The 18,059-nt window shown below is 55.7% G+C and carries 20 protein-coding genes; 8 read left to right on the forward strand and 12 right to left on the reverse strand.

Annotated features, from left to right (window positions below; all coding sequences use genetic code 11):
• The first annotated feature begins 95 nt into the window (after positions 1 to 95).
• Complete coding sequence (locus CU081_RS20445) at positions 96 to 1,658, forward strand: ExeA family protein (protein ID WP_022650697.1); 1,563 nt, start codon at positions 96 to 98, stop codon at positions 1,656 to 1,658.
• Positions 1,658 to 2,290, forward strand: a complete 633-nt coding sequence (locus tag CU081_RS20450) for a hypothetical protein (protein ID WP_022650696.1) — start codon at positions 1,658 to 1,660, stop codon at positions 2,288 to 2,290. Before CU081_RS20445 ends, CU081_RS20450 begins: the two co-directional genes overlap by 1 nt.
• A 3-nt stretch (positions 2,291 to 2,293) precedes the next feature.
• On the opposite strand, the gene CU081_RS20455 is transcribed toward CU081_RS20450, so the two are convergent.
• The 3 genes from CU081_RS20455 to CU081_RS20465 form a co-directional block, all read right to left on the reverse strand.
• On the reverse strand, positions 2,294 to 2,917 hold the full coding sequence (locus CU081_RS20455; RefSeq protein ID WP_022650695.1) for a helix-turn-helix domain-containing protein: 624 nt from the start codon (positions 2,915 to 2,917) through the stop codon (positions 2,294 to 2,296).
• Positions 2,918 to 3,186: 269 nt separating this feature from the next.
• Positions 3,187 to 4,017, reverse strand: coding sequence for an N-acetylmuramoyl-L-alanine amidase (locus CU081_RS20460; protein WP_022650694.1), 831 nt, complete (start codon positions 4,015 to 4,017; stop codon positions 3,187 to 3,189).
• Positions 4,014 to 4,337 (reverse strand): heavy metal-binding domain-containing protein, encoded by a 324-nt coding sequence (locus tag CU081_RS20465; protein ID WP_003858361.1) that lies wholly within the window; start codon positions 4,335 to 4,337, stop codon positions 4,014 to 4,016. Before CU081_RS20465 ends, CU081_RS20460 begins: the two co-directional genes overlap by 4 nt.
• A gap of 97 nt (positions 4,338 to 4,434) precedes the next feature.
• Here CU081_RS20465 and CU081_RS20470 point away from each other — a divergent pair, with 97 nt between their 5' ends.
• The 6 genes from CU081_RS20470 (at position 4,435) to artJ (ending at position 8,954) form a co-directional block, all read left to right on the forward strand.
• A complete protein-coding gene (locus tag CU081_RS20470) occupies positions 4,435 to 4,953 on the forward strand; it encodes a lipoprotein (RefSeq protein ID WP_022650693.1) in 519 nt (172 codons plus the stop codon).
• 226 nt (positions 4,954 to 5,179) lie between these two features.
• Complete coding sequence (artP, locus tag CU081_RS20475; protein ID WP_006809439.1) at positions 5,180 to 5,908, forward strand: arginine ABC transporter ATP-binding protein ArtP; 729 nt, start codon at positions 5,180 to 5,182, stop codon at positions 5,906 to 5,908.
• A gap of 18 nt (positions 5,909 to 5,926) precedes the next feature.
• Positions 5,927 to 6,658, forward strand: coding sequence for an arginine ABC transporter substrate-binding protein ArtI (gene artI / locus CU081_RS20480; RefSeq protein ID WP_006174322.1), 732 nt, complete (start codon positions 5,927 to 5,929; stop codon positions 6,656 to 6,658).
• A 6-nt stretch (positions 6,659 to 6,664) separates the two neighbouring features.
• Complete coding sequence (gene artQ / locus CU081_RS20485; protein ID WP_003858367.1) at positions 6,665 to 7,381, forward strand: arginine ABC transporter permease ArtQ; 717 nt, start codon at positions 6,665 to 6,667, stop codon at positions 7,379 to 7,381.
• Positions 7,381 to 8,049 (forward strand): arginine ABC transporter permease ArtM, encoded by a 669-nt coding sequence (artM, locus tag CU081_RS20490; protein ID WP_003858369.1) that lies wholly within the window; start codon positions 7,381 to 7,383, stop codon positions 8,047 to 8,049. The genes artQ and artM overlap by 1 nt, the downstream gene beginning before the upstream one ends.
• A gap of 173 nt (positions 8,050 to 8,222) precedes the next feature.
• The gene (gene artJ / locus CU081_RS20500) at positions 8,223 to 8,954 is read left to right on the forward strand and encodes an arginine ABC transporter substrate-binding protein ArtJ (protein ID WP_015571008.1); all 732 of its coding nucleotides are present in this window, start codon (positions 8,223 to 8,225) and stop codon (positions 8,952 to 8,954) included.
• 75 nt (positions 8,955 to 9,029) lie between these two features.
• Here artJ and CU081_RS20505 read toward each other — a convergent pair whose 3' ends face one another.
• The 9 genes from CU081_RS20505 to CU081_RS20550 all read right to left on the reverse strand — a co-directional run bounded on the left by CU081_RS20505 (position 9,030) and on the right by CU081_RS20550 (position 18,041).
• The gene (locus CU081_RS20505) at positions 9,030 to 10,499 is read right to left on the reverse strand and encodes a sensor histidine kinase (RefSeq protein ID WP_022650691.1); all 1,470 of its coding nucleotides are present in this window, start codon (positions 10,497 to 10,499) and stop codon (positions 9,030 to 9,032) included.
• The gene (locus CU081_RS20510; protein ID WP_022650690.1) at positions 10,483 to 11,190 is read right to left on the reverse strand and encodes a response regulator transcription factor; all 708 of its coding nucleotides are present in this window, start codon (positions 11,188 to 11,190) and stop codon (positions 10,483 to 10,485) included. Before CU081_RS20510 ends, CU081_RS20505 begins: the two co-directional genes overlap by 17 nt.
• A gap of 121 nt (positions 11,191 to 11,311) precedes the next feature.
• A complete protein-coding gene (gene rlmC, locus CU081_RS20515; RefSeq protein WP_003858373.1) occupies positions 11,312 to 12,439 on the reverse strand; it encodes a 23S rRNA (uracil(747)-C(5))-methyltransferase RlmC in 1,128 nt (375 codons plus the stop codon).
• Between the two features lie 40 nt (positions 12,440 to 12,479).
• Positions 12,480 to 12,977: a YbjO family protein gene (locus CU081_RS20520; RefSeq protein WP_100185515.1), complete on the reverse strand. Its 498-nt coding sequence runs from the start codon at positions 12,975 to 12,977 to the stop codon at positions 12,480 to 12,482.
• 42 nt (positions 12,978 to 13,019) lie between these two features.
• Entirely contained in the window at positions 13,020 to 13,865 is an 846-nt protein-coding gene (gene potI / locus CU081_RS20525; RefSeq protein WP_003858378.1) for a putrescine ABC transporter permease PotI, read from the reverse strand.
• Positions 13,862 to 14,815 carry a putrescine ABC transporter permease PotH gene (gene potH, locus CU081_RS20530; RefSeq protein WP_003858381.1) on the reverse strand — a complete coding sequence of 318 codons (954 nt, stop codon included), beginning with the start codon at positions 14,813 to 14,815 and terminating at the stop codon, positions 13,862 to 13,864. The genes potI and potH overlap by 4 nt, the downstream gene beginning before the upstream one ends.
• 9 nt (positions 14,816 to 14,824) lie before the next feature.
• Entirely contained in the window at positions 14,825 to 15,958 is a 1,134-nt protein-coding gene (potG, locus tag CU081_RS20535; protein WP_017693732.1) for a putrescine ABC transporter ATP-binding subunit PotG, read from the reverse strand.
• A gap of 143 nt (positions 15,959 to 16,101) precedes the next feature.
• Positions 16,102 to 17,214: a spermidine/putrescine ABC transporter substrate-binding protein PotF gene (gene potF / locus CU081_RS20540; RefSeq protein ID WP_022650689.1), complete on the reverse strand. Its 1,113-nt coding sequence runs from the start codon at positions 17,212 to 17,214 to the stop codon at positions 16,102 to 16,104.
• A gap of 350 nt (positions 17,215 to 17,564) precedes the next feature.
• Entirely contained in the window at positions 17,565 to 18,041 is a 477-nt protein-coding gene (locus CU081_RS20550; protein ID WP_003858385.1) for a YbjN domain-containing protein, read from the reverse strand.
• Positions 18,042 to 18,059: the final 18 nt, after the last annotated feature.

Here is an 18,059-nt window from a genome sequence, read left to right on the forward strand (position 1 = left end):
TGGATATTTTTACCCTGTCTGCAAATTGACCGCTCAGGGGCATTACCTTACTTTCTGCTGCTGTTGCTATTCCTAATCAGAGACGGTCAGTCGTTATGTATCAGAGCCACTTTAATTTTAAAAATCCGCCATTCAGGACAATCACCCGTTTATCCGGTGATTTTCTGGTGCCTTATCATCAGGACGTGTTCAACCTGCTGAAAGAGAAAACCCAGCTGGCGGGTATTATCGGGCTTTTTTGCGACGACGCTCCGCTTCTGAGCCACTTCATCGACGCGCTGAAAGCCAGCAGCAATACCGTTATTGCCATCAACGCGTTTCCCAAACTGAGTGCCAGTAGCCTGCTGTACAAACTCAACCCGGGAACGAAAGCGATTAAAGATCGCATACAGGCGGTGGATGCCGTCCTGCGCCAGTGGCAGGAGGGGAAAGCAAAATCCAGAGTGCTGACGATCGCCCATTCCGAAGCCATGAAGGAGAGCTGCCGTGAAGTCCTGGGAACGCTGCTCACGCGCGCCCAGGAGCTGAACTTCCGGCTCGCCGTGGTGCTGACGGGTGCTGCGGAGCAGGAACGCCTGCTAAAGCAACCTGAACTGCGCGAATATACGCACACACATCATGTCCTGCGCCCCCTCACCTGCCGCGAATACCTGAGCTATGTGCAGGCGCAGTGCGAAGAACACGACTGTGAACATTCGCCGTTGCCGCCTGCCCGCGTGCGCAAAATGCACACGCTGACCAAAGGCAACATCAGCAAACTGAACGCGCTGGCACACCTGTCAATGCTCGCCGCCTGGACGGAACGCGCGGCGCAGGTCAGCCCACGCCATTTACGTCTGGCGGCGGGAGAGATCCTGCCCGCCAAAAAACACGGTAAGCGCCTGGCAACCGTGGGGCTGTTTGCGTCCGTGCTATTTGCCGCCTGCGGCTGGTATTTTACCTCGTCGATCGGCGCGCGCCTGCCGATCCAGCTGCCGGTGCCCGTCAGCTGGAAACAGCAGACGCCAAAACCTGAGGCAGCCGTAGTGCCGGTTATCGACAACGAAATAGTTAATCAGCCGGATGCGATGCATCAGCTTTATCTCATGTGGGGGTATGACGCCTCGGCCGACGATGCGCTGTGCCAGAACGCCGCTAAAGTGAACCTGATGTGTAAACAGGGGAACGCGTCCCCGCAGACGCTGGCGCAGGAAGGGTATCCGTGGGTCAGTGAGCTGAAAACCAGCGGTCACCTTAACTATGCAGTGGTCGCCAGGGTCGGAGATACATCAATTGACTTGTTAATGAATAACCGGACCTGGCAGGTAAGCCGCAGCTGGTTTAACCGGCATGCGACCGGCAACTTCACCCAGTTGCACCGCCTGACACCGGAAGGAAAAGACGCGATCGGCACGGCCAGCGACAGCAAAGACATGGTCTGGCTCGATCAGCAGTTAAGCATCGCGTTGAGCCAGCCCGAAACGCATGCCCGGATCTGGACCGCAGAAATGATGAAACGCACCCGCGAGTTCCAGCAAAAAATGCATCTGCACGTGGATGGTATCCCCGGTGAAGAAACGCTGATGCAGCTGATGCGCGTGACCAACAGCACGCCGGGCGTACTGATTCAGGCAACCCGCACCACCCCGGACGCAAAAATGCAGGAGAAGAAAGCCTAATGTCGACCATCTGCCTTGCGGCTCAGCGCAGCTATACAACCGGGGAAGCGGTCTGGTTTTCGTACCGCCTCCCCAGCCTGAAAAACGTATTCGGCAAAACAGCGTTATGGCTGGTCGGGCTTTGCGCCATGCTGGTTGTCGGCCTGTATATGCACGTCTACTGGAACCTGCGCCACCCGGCACCTGAACCGGTCAACGCCAGCGTTGCCAAACCGGAAACGCAGCTTTCGGAAATGCATTACGTGTACGTGAGTAAACCGTTCCCGCATCCGCAGCCTAAAGTTGCGCCAGTGCATGTTGATGTTCCACCGATGCAGGATCTGCCGATCAGCAGTGATGATGCCGACTGGCAGCAGGCGCCCGAGGGCGCGGTGCCGCACGATACCTCGCGGGATACCTTACCCGGAACCGAGGCGCATGAGCACGATATCGCCCCCGCCAGCACGAGCAGTGAAGAGTCATCATTAACGGAATTATTTAAGCAGGCATTAAAAGAGCAGGAGCAGGATTATTCTCAAGGAAAAATTCCCGCGCCGCCGGTTGACGAAACGCAGGATAATTCACAAGCGAGTGTAAAAAACAGTGGAAATAGCCGTTCTCCTTTGAGTGAGAAAGGAGAACGGCGGGAGTAGGTGTTAATATTTTTCAGGCAGTGCGGTGAGGTTAAGCAATCGACCTTTTTCCACCACAATATATTGACCTTTTTTCAGATCAGAAAGGATTTTGATAATAGTACTACGTGCGAGGTTAGTGTATTCCTGAATGTAATCATAAACGTTAATATCACGTTGCTGATGAACAGTCAGATCGTTAATCTCATATAAAAATTCACGAACAACAGAATACGCACTGCGGGCAACCAGAACATCATCACGTTTGCTCATCACGCATATGTACCAGGAAAGGACTTTGGTCAGGTCAGGCCACAGATTTTTTTCGGTCATCAGCTGGGCGAAGACCTCTTTCTTGATCGAGCGAACGACCGTATTCGTCCGGACAAGGCCGTACATATGGGTGGCGTTGTAATACATTGACGATAGGCCGAAAAGGCATTGTCCGGTGACAGTAAACATGCACAGTTCGTCAGATTCACGTCGAAATTCGACTTCGCCGCTGACGATGACATGAATGTAACCGGAATCAGTAGTGGAAATTTTCTGCCATTTCTTTAACGTTTTTTCTTCAACGCCTGCGGTTGCAGAAATAATTCTTTCCATTTCATATTGTGGACGTAATTTTTTTCCATAGATGCTTAACATTGTTATACCCGATTTAAGATGTGATTTTTTAAAATAAGATGGCCGCGGCATTTACGCCGAACCATAAATTTTTACCTGATGAAAATCTCAAGAATAAAAATAAAAGAGTAAAGTTTTTGATTAATTCGCTACATTACTTAGCGCGCTATGTGTCCATCTTAAATCGGGATAATTTTAAGTCAATTAACTAAAAATGAAATGAGTTTGTACTTAGGATTAATCTGATAGAAACTTAAGAAAATATACTCACTCGGGGGTAATCCGAAGGTTTACCCCTGCCCGTATTTCTCTAAAAGTGCTTCGGCAATCGCCATGGTTTCCACATCCGCTACGCCATTCCATAACTGCGGGCGGAAATGCATCTGGAAAACCATGATGATGCGTTTTTGCTGTGCGGGCGTGCTGTTTTCTGGCACCTCGTAACCGTAGCGCGCCAGCAGATCGAGCAGCGCTGCGGTATCAACCTGCTGATAATGCGGTCGGCCGTTGATATAAAAATTCACCCGCGCCGGATCGGGCCAGGCCCCGATACCCTGCTGCGCCAGCTCGCGCCACGGAAACATCGGGCCAGGATCGTCTTTGCGCTGCGGGGCGATATCCGAGTGTGCCACCACGTTCTGCGGTTTTATGTCGTAGCGGGCGATGATATCTCTGGCAAGCGGGATCAGCGCCGCAATTTGCCCCGGTTCGAAGGGGGTAAAGGTTTTCACGCCATCGGTTTGCCGCCAGCCGCGGTTTTCCAGCTCAATGCCGACGGAGGTATCATTTATGCGGTTGGTGCCACGCCAGAAGCTGATGCCCGCATGCCAGGCCAGCTCGCTCTCCGGGACCAGCTGCCAGATACGCGGTTTGCCCTGTGGAGCTGGGGGCTTTGCGGGAATGAGATAGTGAGAGCTGACGTTTTTATCGGTCAGGGTCGCAAGCGAGGTGTCGAAATCGTCGGCGGTGTAGTGAATAACCAGCACCTTTATACGCGGGTAGGCCGCCTGCGCCTGATGGCGCGTATCCAGCTCGTAGGCGCCTTTATCAACGATGCCCTCTTCCGAGGCGCATCCTGCCAGCAATATCGCCAGCAGGAGGGTTGAGAGCGAACGCTTCATCGACGGGTTTTCACCGCCGTACCGCTTACGCTCACCATCAGCATGCTGGCATCTTTCCCGACCGTTTCGTAGTCGATATCAATACCTACCACCGCATCCGCGCCCAGCGCTTTGGCCTGCTCGCCCAGCTCCTTAAACGCAATGTCACGCGCTTTACGCAGCTCTTTCTCGTACGCGCCGGAGCGACCCCCGACGATATCCCGAATGCCGGCAAAGAAGTCCCGGAATATGTTCGCGCCCAGAATCGCCTCACCGGTGACCACGCCGCAGTACTCGGTAATCGGTTGACCTTCCAGGGTTGGCGTTGTTGAAAACTGCATACTTTCTCTCCTTCTTTAGCGTTCAATGCGTTAGCAACTGCATTATCGGTTCGTTACGCTATGATTGAAAGGATAGTTAATAAATAAGGAAATCAACATGCGCTACTCTGCTTTAACGCTTTTAGTGCCATGCGCGCTGGTGCTCAGCGCCTGCACAACGCCGGTCACGCCAGCCTTTAAGGATATCGGAACCCGCAGCGGCCCTTGTATTGAGGGTGGCCCGGACGCCGTGGCGCAACAATTTTATGATTACCGTATTCAGCATCGCGGTAATGACCTGACCGCCCTGCGCCCGTACCTGAGCGATAATCTGGCGAAACTGCTCACCGACGCTTCGCGCGATCCGCAGCATAACGCCCTGCTGTCATCCGATCCGTTCTCAAGCCGCGACACGCTGCCGGACAGCGCCGACGTCGCCAGCGCATCCACCATTCCAAATACCGACGCACGCAATATTCCCCTGCGCGTGAAGCTAACCCAGGGGACGCAAACCTGGCAGGATGAGGTGCTGATGATCCGTGAAGGCCAGTGCTGGGCAGTAGATGATGTACGCTACATTGGCGGCAGCGTTCATGCCCCGGCAGGCACCCTTCGCCAGTCGATTGAGAACCGCTAACGCATCCGTTAAATAAACGTTAACCCCGTAAAATGTCCGGCATTTCAGGCGGAATGCCGACATTTATACTCGCCCCCCTTTCCCGTCGCTATTTTGTGCTATGTTTAAGAGTAAACACGGGTTATATTTAACTTTTAACGCATAAATATTGCATAACTATTCTGTCAACGGTACTATCTGCGGCCTCAATTGCTATAGTTTGCCTGGATGAGTAAAGACTGCCCCGATGAGTATTAAACTAAACGGCATTAACTGCTTCTACGGCGCACACCAGGCGCTGTTCGACATTACGCTGAGTTGCCCGGAGGGCGAAACGCTGGTTTTGCTTGGCCCAAGCGGCGCGGGAAAAAGCTCCCTTCTGCGTGTTTTAAATCTGCTTGAAATGCCCCGTTCGGGAACGCTGGCCATCGCCGGTAACCATTTTGACTTCGCGAAAACCCCTTCTGATAAAGCGATTCGTGAACTGCGTCAAAACGTGGGCATGGTTTTCCAGCAATACAATCTCTGGCCGCATCTGACGGTGGTGCAAAACCTGATTGAAGCCCCGTGCCGCGTGCTTGGCTTAAGCAAAGACCAGGCAATGGCGCGTGCTGAAAAGCTGCTGGAACGTCTGCGTCTGAAACCGTACAGCGACCGTTATCCTCTGCATCTCTCTGGTGGTCAGCAACAGCGTGTGGCGATCGCCCGTGCGCTGATGATGGAGCCAGCGGTGCTGCTGTTCGATGAGCCGACCGCGGCGCTGGATCCGGAAATTACTGCCCAGATCGTGAGTATCATTCGTGAGCTGGCGGAAACCAACATTACCCAGGTCATCGTGACCCACGAGGTGGAAGTGGCGCGCAAAACCGCCAGCCGCGTGGTCTATATGGAAAACGGGTATATCGTTGAGCAGGGTGACGCGAGCTGCTTCACTAACCCGCAAACCGATGCCTTCAAAAACTACTTATCACACTGATGTGTTAGGGAAATTATAATGAAAAAAGTATTGATTGCCGCGCTGCTTGCTAGCGTCAGCCTTTCCGCTACCGCAGCCCAGACCATCCGTTTCGCCACTGAAGCGTCCTACCCTCCGTTTGAATCCATTGATGCGAACAACAAGATTGTTGGCTTCGACGTGGACCTGGCAAATGCCCTGTGTAAAGAGATCGACGCGACCTGTACCTTCAGCAACCAGGCGTTCGACAGCCTGATCCCAAGCCTGAAGTTCCGCCGTATCGACGCCGTAATGGCCGGTATGGACATCACACCGGAGCGTGAGAAGCAGGTTCTGTTCACCACCCCTTACTACGACAACTCGGCGCTGTTCATCGGTCAGAAAGGTAAATACGCCTCCGTTGACCTGCTGAAAGGCAAGAAAGTCGGCGTGCAGAACGGCACCACGCACCAGAAATTCATCATGGATAAGCACCCGGAAATCACCACCGTGCCGTATGACAGCTACCAGAATGCGAAACTGGACCTGCAAAACGGTCGTATCGATGCGGTGTTCGGGGATACGGCTGTCGTGACTGAATGGCTGAAAGCGAACGACAAGCTGGCTGCCGTGGGTGACAAGGTGACCGATAAAGACTACTTCGGTACAGGTCTGGGTATTGCCGTACGTCAGGGCAACACCGAGTTGCAGCAGAAATTCAACGCTGCGCTGGAAAAAGTGAAGAAAGACGGCACCTACGAAACCATCTACAAAAAATGGTTCCAGAAGTAATTCCTGATGAATGAAATTTTTCCTTTAGCAAGCGCCGCCGGGATGACCGTCGGCCTTGCCGTTTGTGCACTGATTATCGGCCTCGTACTGGCGATGTTCTTTGCGGTGTGGGAGTCCGTTAAGTGGCGCCCTGTCGCATGGCTCGGTTCAGCGCTGGTGACTGTGCTGCGTGGACTCCCGGAAATTCTGGTGGTCCTGTTTATCTATTTCGGCTCCTCACAGCTGCTGTTAACGCTGTCGGACGGCTTCACGATTAATCTCGGCTTTGCGCAAATCCCGGTGCAGATGCAGATCGAGAACTTCGACGTCAGCCCGTTCCTGTGCGGCGTGATTGCGCTCTCCCTGCTCTATTCAGCCTATGCGTCACAAACGCTGCGCGGCGCGCTGAAAGCGGTGCCACAGGGTCAGTGGGAATCCGGTCAGGCGCTGGGCCTGTCGAAAGCGGCGATCTTCTTCCGCCTGGTGATGCCGCAGATGTGGCGTCATGCCCTGCCAGGGCTGGGTAATCAGTGGCTGGTACTGCTGAAAGATACCGCGCTGGTAAGCCTGATCAGCGTGAACGATTTGATGCTGCAAACCAAAAGTATCGCCACCCGTACGCAGGAGCCGTTTACCTGGTACATCGTCGCGGCGGCAATCTACCTGGTGATCACGTTGCTGAGCCAGTACGTTCTGAAGCGTATTGACCTGCGCGCAACGCGTTTTGAACGGAGACCAGGCTGATGCTGGATTATTTACCCGAACTGATGAAAGGGCTGCACACCAGCCTGACGCTGACCGTCGCGTCTATCATCGTGGCGCTGATCCTGGCGCTGATCTTCACCATCGTCCTGACGCTGAAAACGCCAGTGCTGGTGTGGATTGTACGTGGCTACATTACGCTCTTTACCGGTACGCCCCTGCTGGTGCAAATCTTCCTGATTTACTACGGCCCGGGGCAGTTCCCGTCGTTACAGGAATACCCGGTGATCTGGCACCTGCTCTCTGAACCGTGGCTCTGCGCCCTGATTGCCCTCTCGCTGAACAGCGCCGCCTACACCACGCAGCTGTTCTACGGTGCCATTCGCGCGATCCCGGAAGGCCAGTGGCAGTCCTGCGGAGCGCTGGGCATGAGCAAGAAGGATACGCTGGCGATCCTGCTGCCCTATGCCTTTAAGCGCGCGCTCTCTTCCTATTCCAACGAAGTCGTTCTGGTGTTCAAAAGCACCTCACTGGCCTACACCATCACCCTGATGGAAGTGATGGGCCACGGACAGCTGCTGTACGGACGCACCTACGACGTAATGGTGTTCGGTGCGGCGGGTCTGGTCTATCTGGTGGTCAACGGTCTGCTGACGCTGATGATGCGTCTTATCGAGCGTAAGGCGTTAGCGTTTGAGCGCAGGAATTAACCACGCAAATGCATAAAACGGTATTCATGGAGCGGGTAACCTGATGGGTTATCCGCTTTTTTTTGTGATTAAAATAATACTTAATCATTTTTATTGCATATAAATTCATTAACTGGCATTGTACATCCAGGCCGCAGACACGGCGCATCAATAAGACAGACGGGAGCATTACAATGAAAAAGTTAGTTCTGGCCGCATTACTCGCAACCTTCGCCGCTGGCGCATCCGCCGCCGATAAAATCAATTTTGGCGTTTCTGCCACCTATCCGCCGTTTGAATCGCTGGATGCCAGCAACCAGATCGTCGGTTTCGACATTGACCTGGCGAAAGCGCTGTGCAAACAGATGCAGGCCGACTGCACCTTTACTAACCACGCGTTTGACAGCCTGATCCCGTCCCTGAAATTTAAAAAATACGATGCGGTGATCTCCGGCATGGACATTACGCCAGAGCGCAGCAAGCAGGTCGCGTTCACCGACCCGTACTACGCGAACTCTGCGGTGGTGATTGCGAAGAAAGGAGCTTATAAATCTTTCGACGAGCTGAAAGGCAAGCGCATCGGCATGGAGAACGGCACCACGCACCAGAAATACCTCCAGGACAAGCATCCTGAAGTGAAAACCGTGGCCTACGACAGCTACCAGAATGCCATTATCGACCTGAAAAATGGCCGTATCGATGGCGTATTTGGCGACACCGCAGTCGTGAATGAGTGGCTGAAAACCAACCCGCAGCTGGGTACAGCGACGGAGAAAGTGACCGATCCGCAGTATTTCGGCACTGGCCTCGGTATTGCCGTGCGTCCGGATAACAAGGCTCTGCTTGAGAAACTGAACGGCGCGCTGAAAGCGATCAAAGCTGACGGTACGTACCAGAAAATCAGCGAGCAGTGGTTCCCTCAGTAATCTCTTTTTGCCGGGTGGTCTGGCCTGCGGGGGTGGTCTGTAGGCCGGATAAGCGCAGCGCCACCCGGCAATTTCTCATAGCGGTACAAAGAACCTGAACCGCGCCCCGCTCACGGACTCCATCAGCCTGATCCCACCGCCGTGCAGCTCCAGCATTCTCTTCACGATTAACAGCCCTAATCCCCCACGGTTCTCTCGCGACGCCTGAGGATTTAACGCTGAAGGCCGCTGGAACAAATCGTCGCGCAGCGAGGCATCTACGCCCGTACCATTGTCTGCCACTTCGACCTGAAGTCGTTCATTCTCCTGCCAGACCGCCAGACGAATTTCTCCGCCGCTCGGCGTATGACGGATGGCGTTATCCAGAAGGTTAGTGACCACGCGCTCGATCATCGACACGTCGGCGTTCACCAGCGGCAATCGCCCCGGCACATCAATACGCAGGTTCACCTCGCGCGTGCGGGCGGTAAGCTCAAACTTCTGCGCCACGTCGGAAATCAGTTCAGCCATGGCAAAACGTTCGCGCTGGGGCTTGATGCCGCCGTGCTCAAGACGCGCCAGCTCGAACAGCTGCTGCGACAGATGGCGTACCTTTTGCCCCTGACGCAGCGCGGTAGCGAGGTACTGCTGATGCTCCTGCGGCGACAGCGTGGCGGATTTGAGCGACAGCGTTTCCAGATAACCCAGCAGCGACGTCAGCGGGGTGCGTAAGTCGTGCGAAATGTTGGCGATAAACTCCCGGCGCTGGCGGTCGCTGTCGGCCAGCCGATCCCACTGAGAGGTGATTTTGCGCGCCAGCTCGATAAAGGTATTGCGCAGGATCGCCACTTCATCCTGGCCGGCAGGCTCAAGCGGCTGGGCCGCCAGCTGCTTAATCGCGCTGATGCTGTCCTGCTCCAGCCCGGCCACGTCCAGCGTGAGCTCTTTAACCGGGCGCGTCACCCAGTACCAGAGCAGCACCCCCGCCAGCAGACCAAACAGCGCCACCAGCAGCATCGACCACAGCGCCGTACTCCAGAGCGCTTTGTGCCAGGCCATCTCCGCCAGCGCGTTGGACTCTTCCCCCTGCAAAATAATGTACAGATACCCCTTCAGCTCGCCGTCCTGCCGCAGCGGGGTGGCGCTGAAGACTTTCTTATTCTGGCTTCGGGGATCGTCGCCAAACACCGGCATCACCGTCCCGCTCAGGAAATTCTGTATCGGCGCGAGGTCAATTTTTTGCCGCTGAATGTGCCCCGGCGGGGCGGCATCGGCCAGGATATCGCCATCAGGCGAGACAACATACAGCTCGACGCTCGGATTAAAGGTCATCAGCCGGTCGAACAGCGGTTTTAAGGCGCTGCGATCCACCCTGCCCTGCGAATCCAGAATCGCTTCCCGCTGCACAATCTGCTGCGCCAGCCCGCCGGAGAGCCGCTGCACCATCGCGTTGCCGTACTGCATGCTACTGTAGAGCTGCACCGCACAGGCGACGGTGGCGCAGAGCAGCAGTAACACCGTAAACAGCAGCGTCAGGCGCTGGCTCAGGCTAAAGCGACGCATCATGATTCTGCTCCGCGAATTTGTAGCCTTTGCCCCAGACGGTGCGAACGATCTCCGGCTCGGCGGCATCTTTTTCTATTTTGATGCGCAGGCGGTTAATATGGGTGTTGACGGTGTGTTCGTAGCCTTCGTGCTGATACCCCCACACCTGCTCCAGCAATGCCAGCCGTGAAAAGACCTCTCCAGGATGGCGAGCAAAAAAATAGAGCAGTTCAAATTCACGCGGAGTGAGATCGACGTGTTGACCGTTAAGACGCACGGTGCGCGCCAGCGGATCGATAGTCAGACCGTGCGCCTGAATAATGCCGTCCGTCTGCGCCTGGCCCATCGCCTGCTGTCGGCGGAACAGCGCCTTAATGCGGGCAATCAGCTCCTGCACCGAGAAAGGTTTTGCCAGATAATCATCCGCCCCGGTTTCCAGGCCGGTAATACGGTCAGTTTCACTGCTGCGGGCGCTAATGATGATAATGGGCAGGTAACGGGTCATCTGGCGGATACGGCGGCAAATCTCCAGACCATCGACATTCGGCAGCATCAGATCGAGGATCACCGCGTCCCACGGCTGTGTTTCAAGACGCTGTAAGGCGTTGCCCCCGTCGGGCTCGTGGGTAATGGCGTAGCCTTCATCTTCCAGGTTAAGACGCAGGAGTGCCGCGATATCGTGGTCATCTTCTACCAGCAGGATCTGCTTCATGGGTAAGCCTTCAATCATTTGTTATGTCGTAAGCTTACCTGATTTCGAGCGGGGGAAGAGTTCACATTTTGTTGAACATTGTGTGGGGTTTATGCCGGGGGGCGGCTTCGCCTTACCCGGCCTACGCTTTGGTTAACAACGTCAACACTTCATAATGGGCGGTATGGGGGAACATATCGAAAAGCTGAACGCGCGCGATGCGGTAGCCCGGCAGGCTGGCGATATCCTTCGCCATGGTCTGCGCGTTACAGCTGGAGTAGACGATGTACTCCGGCGCCATCTGGCTCAGGTAGTCGCAGAGCGCCTGGCCGATGCCCCGGCGCGGCGGGTTCACCAGCACCAGCTCCGGCACGTTGCCCTGCCCGGTCGCGAACTGCGTGGAGTCCAGCGCCTGGAAGTGCAGATTCGTCAGCCCCAGCTCCGCGGCGGACTGCTTCGCGCAGGCAATCGCTTCGGCGGAGATCTCAATGCCGGTGAGCTGCATGTCTGGCGTGGCACAGTGCAGGCCAAAGCCGCCGACGCCGCAGAACAGATCCCACATGTGATGAACCTGTAACGCACGCACCCAGTCGCGCGCGGTGATGTACAGCGCGCTGGCGACGGTGGGGTTAGTCTGAAAGAAGCTTTGCGGACGGATCCACAGCGGCACGCCGTTAAAACGCTCCTCCAGCGCATGCTGTTCGGTGAAGAAGATCTCTTTCTCCCCTTCCATGATCGCCATATGCACCGGCTGAATATTTGCGGTGATAACCTTGAGCTGCGGAAGCTGTTGCTGCAATCCCGGAAGTGCCGCGCGCAGCTGCTCTAGTTTGGTTTCCGAACGCAGCACAAAGCGCAGCATCATCCCGCCGTCGATCTGGCTTTCGGTCAGCAGAAGGTATTTCAGCTCGCCGCGCCTGCGGGCAACGTTATAGGGCGTTAACCCCGCCCGGGCGATAAACGGTTTCAGAGCGCTAAACACCGGCTCAAACGAGGCGGGATACAGCGGGCAGTCGGTTAAATCTTCCGGCGTACCGTCGCGGTGCAGCATCCCCAGCAGCGGCTTTTCAACGCTGCCGCTGACCACCATTTTGGCTTTATTGCGAAAGCCCTGCTCAGGGCCGCTGACGGGTGCGCACCACTCGCCCACCGCGTGTGCTGCCAGCAGCTGTTGCAGGTTGGCCATTTTGGCGGTGAGTTGTTGAGAGACCGGCTGTTCTATCCACTGACAGGAGCGGCAGCGTCCGGCGTCGTAGAGTGCGCACTGCATATGAAAACCTTAAGAAACAAGAGGGCTGCGATTATACACATTATTGCAGGCGGAAGAACCGCCGGCTCGAAGCTGGTGCAAATAGCAGGAACAGAACCAGCATATCCGGCAGTTTTTGCATCACCAGTGAATGGAAAATCTCACGTCGCGACTCACCGGGTATGCTGAACAGCTCCGGATAGCCATAGCCCAGCGAGGCGGCCCACAGGTAGCCTGCGGCGGTGATCTGCGTCAGCAGATACACCCAGCGCGCCCAGTTACCGCCTTTCACCAGCGAGAACGCACAGTAGATCTCAATAAACACCAGCATCAGGCTGCTGAGAAACACCAGCGTCAGATTCCACGTCTGCGCGCTGCGGTGAATAAATTCCCCCATTCCGCGCGGACCCAGCGTGTTCATTATCATCAGCACATCCAGACAGCGGATCATAATAATGGCGAGCGCCGCCACCTGCACCAGCGCAGGGACGTTCGGACGGGCGTGCGAATGACGTGTTTTTTGTAAGAATCCCAATGTTTTTACTTCCCTGAAAAACAGTGCCGCGTCATACGCGGCACATCACTGGAAATAGTAATTCCTTCAGCCGCGTCTTGCACGCTGGATATCGCGCACACGCTGTTTTTCCGCGCGCGCCATCAAATACCAGGCGATAAATCCGACAATTCCGACCACGCCAAGGATGATGGAGGCCAGGGCGTTGATCTCCGGATTCACCCCCATCCGCACGCTGGAGAAGACCAGCATCGGCAGCGTCGTCGCGCCCGGTCCCGACACAAAGCTGGCGATAACCAGATCGTCGAGCGAGAGCGTGAACGCCAGCAGCCAGCCGGAGATCACCGCCGGCATAATCATCGGCAGCGTGATGATGAAAAAGACCTTCAGCGGCGTGGCGCCGAGATCCATCGCCGCCTCTTCAATGGAGCGATCCAGCTCGCGCAGCCGCGAGGAGATGACCACCGCCACATATGCCGTACAGAAGGTGACGTGCGCCAGCCAGATGGTGAGCATCCCGCGATCCGCTGGCCAGCCGATGGCGTGCGCCAGCGCGACAAACAGCAGCAGCAGCGACAGCCCGGTGATCACGTCCGGCATGACCAGCGGGGCGGTGATCATAAACGCAAAACCATTTGCCCCGCGGAAACGGCCAAAGCGCACCATCACCAGCGCGGCAATCGTGCCCAGCACGCAGGCCATCGTCGCCGCCAGCGCCGCAATGGTCAGGCTCAGCCCCACCGCGCTCATCATCGCATCATCGTGGAACAGCTCGCTGTACCAGCGCGTCGACCAGCCCGCCCAGACGGTGACCAGCTTAGAGCTGTTGAACGAGTAGATCACCAGCATCAGCATCGGCGCATAAAGGAAGGTAAAGCCGATAATCAGGATCGCAATTCGCCACGGGGAGCGTACTACCGGTAAGTTGTTCATCCGTGGTCTCCCATCTGTTTCTGCTGATGTTTATGGAACCACATGATCGGCACGATCAGCAGCAGTAACATGACGATCGCCACCGCCGAGGCCACCGGCCAGTCGCGGTTATTGAAGAACTCCTGCCATAGCACGCGGCCAATCATGATGCTGTCCGGGCCGCCGAGCAGTTCCGGGATCACAAACTCCCCGACAGCCGGGATAAACACCAGCATCGATCCGGCGATGATCCCGCCTTTGGTGAGCGGCACAATGACGCTGAAGAAAGTCTTCAACGGGCGTGCGCCGAGATCCAGCGAGGCTTCCACCAGCGAGTAATCAATACGCGTCAGCGCCGTATAGATCGGCAGCACCATAAACGGCAGATAGGCATAGACAATCCCGATATACACCGCAAGGTTGGTATGCAGGATCGTCAGCGGCTGGTCGATCACCCCAAGCCACAGCAGGAAGTTATTCAGTATGCCGTTATTCTTCAGGATCCCCATCCACGCGTACACGCGGATCAGGAACGACGTCCACGACGGTAAAATGACCAATAGCAGTAAAATATTTCGCGTCGACGGCTTGCTGTGCGCCACTGCCCACGCCAGCGGGTAGCCCATCAACAAGCAGCAGATCGTAGAAATAGCCGCAACCTGTAACGACTGCAAATAGGCTTCGAAATAGAGCGGATCGTCGGTCAGTTGCAGGAAATTACCGAGGTTTACGGTCAGCGTCAGCTGCCCGTCGGCCCACTCCCACAGATCGGTATACGGTGGGATCGCCCGCGCCATCTCCGCCAGGCTGATCTTAAAGACGATCAGGAACGGCAGCAGAAACAGCAGGATCAGCCAGATATAGGGCATGGCGATGACCAGCTTGCGGCCATGCGCCATCTGTATGCGCGCCAGCCAGAGCGCGAAACCGCCCGGTTTTTTGACGCGGGCTGGAGGTTCAAGTGTGCTCATGACCGCTCCTTATACCGTCAGGACTACGCAACTGTCCGCATCCCAGCACAGGCTCACTTCGTCGCCCCAGGTTGGCTGTCCCTTGCGATACCGGTGTTCGTTCTGTAACTGGGCGCTGAGCATCTGGCCGCTTTTCAGGCGCACATGGTAAATCGACAGATCGCCGAGATAGGCAATGTGCACCACTTCGCCCACGGCAAAGTTATAGCCATCGGCGGGCGGCTCATCGCAAAGCATGATTTTTTCCGGGCGCAAGGCAACGTAAACCGGCACGTTGTCGACCACGGAGTTATCAGAATCAACCTTCAGCGGGTGCACCAGCCCCGGCGATTCAATCACCAGACCGTCGTCCTGGCGTTCCTTCAGCAGCCCTTCGAATACGTTCACCGAGCCGATGAACTCCGCGCTGTAGCGGGTTGTCGGGTGTTCGTAAATCTCTTCCGGCTCGCCGATCTGCACGAACTTACCGCGATTCATGATCGCAATGCGCCCGGCCATGGTCATCGCCTCTTCCTGGTCGTGAGTCACCATCACGCAGGTCACCCCCACGCGCTCGAGGATATCCACCACTTCCAGTTGCATCCGGTCGCGCAGCTTTTTATCCAGCGCGCCCATCGGCTCGTCGAGCAGTAATAATTTTGGACGCTTCGCCAGACTTCTTGCCAGCGCCACGCGCTGACGCTGGCCGCCGGAAAGCTGATGCGGCTTACGCTTCGCAAACTCCTGCATATGCACCAGGCTCAGCATCTCCGCCACGCGCGCGGTGATTTCGGCTTTCGGCAGTTTGTCCTGCTTCAGGCCGAAGGCGATGTTCTGCTCGACGGTCATGTGCGGGAACAGGGCATAGGACTGGAACATCATGTTGATGGGCCGCTGGTACGGCGGCACGCTGGAGAGGTCTACCCCATCCAGCACGATCTGCCCGGCGGTGGGCTGTTCAAACCCGGCCAGCATGCGCAGCAGGGTCGATTTACCGCAGCCGGATGCGCCGAGCAAAGCAAATATTTCACCTTTGTAGATCGTCAGGCTGACATCGTCCACGGCATGCTGGCCGTCGAAGGATTTGGTGAGGTTTCGAATTTCAAGAAGCGGGGTCAGCGCTTTACGGACTTTCGCCTGCGGGCGGGGGATCGCGTCATTCACGGGGTGCTCTCCGGCATAGATCAACACTGGTGCAAACGCACCGTCAGGGTGCGCATCGCCGGGCGGCGCTAACGCTTGCCCGGCCTACGGTATTTGTCAGCCCGGTAAGCGACGGCGCTACCGGGCAACGATATCAAACGCCGTTACTTACCACTTTTCACCTTGGTCCACGCGCGGGTACGCACACGGTCAATTTTTGGTTCCTGCACTTTCAGGGTGAAGAGCTTGGCAAACACATCGGCTGGCGGGTAGATCGCCGGATTATTGCGGATTTCTTCGCTCACCAGCGGCTCGGAGGCCTTGTTACCATTGGCGTAGTAGACGTGGTCGCTGATGTGAGCAATCACGTCCGGACGCATCAGGTAGTTGAGGAACTGATACGCTTCCTCTTTGTTTTTCGCATCAGCCGGCATCGCGAAGACGTCGAAGAACGCCAGCGCCCCCTCCTTCGGAATGAAGTAGGAAACATTCACGCCGTTTTTTGCCTCTTTCGCGCGGTTCGCCGCCTGCCAGACGTCGCCCGCCCAGCCGATGGCCACGCAGATATCCCCGTTCGCCAGGTCGTTGATATACTGAGAGGAGTGGAAGTAGCGAATATTTGGACGCAGCTTCAGTAGCAGGTCGGTCGCCGGACCGGTGTAGTCGTCAGCCTTGCTGCTGTTTGGATCCTTGCCGAGATAGTTAAGCACGGTGGCGAAAATCTCTTCCGGCGCATCGAGGAAAGAGACGCCGCAGCTTTTCAGCTTCTCGAGGTTTTCCGGCTTCAGCACCACGTCCCAGCTGTCCAGCTTGACGTCCGGGCCCAGCGCCGCTTTGACTTTATCCACGTTATAGCCAATACCGGTGGTCGCCCACAGGTAAGGCATCGCGTATTTGTTGTCCGGGTCGTGCTTCGCCACCAGCTTCAGCACGTCCGGATCGAGATTTTTCCAGTTCGGTAATTTGCTCTTGTCCAGCGGCTGGAAGACACCGGCGGTCAGCTGACGCTCCAGGAAGCTTGCCGACGGCACCACCAGGTCGAAACCGGTGCTGCCCGCCATCAGTTTGCCTTCCAGCACTTCGTTGGAATCGAATACGTCGTAGACAACCTTAATGCCGGTCTCTTTTTCAAAATTGGCGACGGTATCCGGCGCAATATAGTCAGACCAGTTATAGACGTGCAGCGTTTTTTGTTCCGCAGCGAGCGTGCCGGCAGAGACGGCCATCAGAGCACCCGCAACCAGACCCGATAACCATTTTTTATTCAAGGCGATCATATTGTTATTCCTTCTGAAAGTTCGTTAACAAACGAACCAAAACTGTGCAGCCTGAAGATATGCAATAATCATGCATAGTTTGTCGCTCTGCCCGAAATAAAATACCCCCCTCATCCCGGCAGGTTCCGCTCGCTTTTTTAAGCACCGCAAGAATAACTGTAGCCCGTGTCTCCGGCTATAGCCCAGACGAAAAAACGCCTTTTATCAATTTTTTATGCAGATTATGTCTACGTGATAAGCCGAAACGGCCGGAGAGGAGGTGAAAAATTCTTTAAAGAAAGGTTAAAAGCAGCAGAAAAAACGGTGTTATGCAGCCGCTCTGGCAGCGACTGCGCAAAAGTCAGACAGGCTTAGTGGAGAAAATTGGGAGATGCATCATTATTCTCGGCGTCATCTTCCGCGCTATACAGCAGGTGATGTGCGTTGGCTTCCATCATGACCATGGAAATTTGCTCTTCGCTCAGGCGCATAAACCAGGCGAACTGCTTGAAGGAGAGCCCCGCGCCGGAGAATAAAGACTGGCAAACCACCAGCTTTGGCAGATTATCATCCTGTATGTCAAGAAACGCTTTCACCGTCAAAGAACTGGCGTTGATCGCTGACAGATCGGATGCCAGCGCCAGCAGCGCGGACGGCTTTACTTCAGCCAGCGCGGAGAAAAGGATCACGTCGTTAATCAGATCGATTTTGGCATCGAAAATGCCGTCGAAATTTTGCATGTGAGGCAGATGCAGCGCCTGGCAGGAGTCGCATTCGAAGAAAGTAATACCGGCATCATCGAGCCATTGACGTAACGTATCCAGTGTAGGTACGACCTGTAAATCCATCGCAGTGCAGCCTCTTAA

It is taken from the genome of Enterobacter sp. CRENT-193 (assembly GCF_002787395.1).
GTDB lineage: Bacteria > Pseudomonadota > Gammaproteobacteria > Enterobacterales > Enterobacteriaceae > Enterobacter > Enterobacter hormaechei_C.

Bases quoted from the DNA above. Each gene is read 5' to 3' on its own strand.
- potI (WP_003858378.1), bottom strand. From the start codon at position 13,865: ATGAACAACTTACCGGTAGTACGCTCCCCGTGGCGAATTGCGATCCTG.
- potF (WP_022650689.1), bottom strand. From the start codon at position 17,214: ATGATCGCCTTGAATAAAAAATGGTTATCGGGTCTGGTTGCGGGTGCT.
- artM (WP_003858369.1), top strand. From the start codon at position 7,381: ATGCTGGATTATTTACCCGAACTGATGAAAGGGCTGCACACCAGCCTG.
- artP (WP_006809439.1), top strand. From the start codon at position 5,180: ATGAGTATTAAACTAAACGGCATTAACTGCTTCTACGGCGCACACCAG.
- CU081_RS20550 (WP_003858385.1), bottom strand. From the start codon at position 18,041: ATGGATTTACAGGTCGTACCTACACTGGATACGTTACGTCAATGGCTC.
- CU081_RS20460 (WP_022650694.1), bottom strand. From the start codon at position 4,017: ATGAAGCGTTCGCTCTCAACCCTCCTGCTGGCGATATTGCTGGCAGGA.
- CU081_RS20470 (WP_022650693.1), top strand. From the start codon at position 4,435: ATGCGCTACTCTGCTTTAACGCTTTTAGTGCCATGCGCGCTGGTGCTC.
- CU081_RS20505 (WP_022650691.1), bottom strand. From the start codon at position 10,499: ATGATGCGTCGCTTTAGCCTGAGCCAGCGCCTGACGCTGCTGTTTACG.
- CU081_RS20455 (WP_022650695.1), bottom strand. From the start codon at position 2,917: ATGTTAAGCATCTATGGAAAAAAATTACGTCCACAATATGAAATGGAA.
- CU081_RS20450 (WP_022650696.1), top strand. From the start codon at position 1,658: ATGTCGACCATCTGCCTTGCGGCTCAGCGCAGCTATACAACCGGGGAA.
- artI (WP_006174322.1), top strand. From the start codon at position 5,927: ATGAAAAAAGTATTGATTGCCGCGCTGCTTGCTAGCGTCAGCCTTTCC.
- CU081_RS20445 (WP_022650697.1), top strand. From the start codon at position 96: ATGTATCAGAGCCACTTTAATTTTAAAAATCCGCCATTCAGGACAATC.
- potH (WP_003858381.1), bottom strand. From the start codon at position 14,815: ATGAGCACACTTGAACCTCCAGCCCGCGTCAAAAAACCGGGCGGTTTC.
- CU081_RS20465 (WP_003858361.1), bottom strand. From the start codon at position 4,337: ATGCAGTTTTCAACAACGCCAACCCTGGAAGGTCAACCGATTACCGAG.
- CU081_RS20510 (WP_022650690.1), bottom strand. From the start codon at position 11,190: ATGAAGCAGATCCTGCTGGTAGAAGATGACCACGATATCGCGGCACTC.
- artQ (WP_003858367.1), top strand. From the start codon at position 6,665: ATGAATGAAATTTTTCCTTTAGCAAGCGCCGCCGGGATGACCGTCGGC.
- rlmC (WP_003858373.1), bottom strand. From the start codon at position 12,439: ATGCAGTGCGCACTCTACGACGCCGGACGCTGCCGCTCCTGTCAGTGG.
- artJ (WP_015571008.1), top strand. From the start codon at position 8,223: ATGAAAAAGTTAGTTCTGGCCGCATTACTCGCAACCTTCGCCGCTGGC.